Here is a 410-nt window from a genome sequence, read left to right on the forward strand (position 1 = left end):
TCTCAGTACAGCCCGACCAACCTATCAAGCTCAAGCATTTCGAAGACATCCCCAACCTTTATTATGTGTCCTAACCAAGACTTGATCTGACAGACACGTCACCTAAGCGGTTTGTACGATGGGCTTTGTCGGCATGATCCGATCCAGTTGCCTGTCGCGCGCCAATGACGCACTTTCTGCGAACGTCTGCATCGGCGTCTTGCCGTAGCAGTATTTCCCCGAGTGCGTGCGTTCGGTATTGTAGGTCTGCATCCATGCGTCGACATCGCTCTGCAGTTCGTTCAGATCGTGATAGAGCTTGCGCCGGAACGCGCTCGCATAGAATTCGTTCTGGATCGTCTGATGGAACCGCTCACAAATACCGTTGGTCTGCGGACTCTTGGCCTTGGTACGGGTGTGATCAATCGCCT

The 410-nt window shown here is 53.2% G+C and carries 1 protein-coding gene; it reads right to left on the minus strand.

Going from position 1 to position 410, the window contains the following annotated elements:
- Positions 1–102: 102 nt before the first annotated feature.
- A partial coding sequence (locus KUA57_RS09485; RefSeq protein ID WP_218494158.1) for an integrase core domain-containing protein occupies positions 103–410 on the minus strand: 308 nt, incomplete at its 5' end.

Source organism: Streptococcus vulneris, from assembly GCF_019218685.1.
GTDB classification, from domain to species: Bacteria; Bacillota; Bacilli; order Lactobacillales; family Streptococcaceae; genus Streptococcus; species Streptococcus vulneris.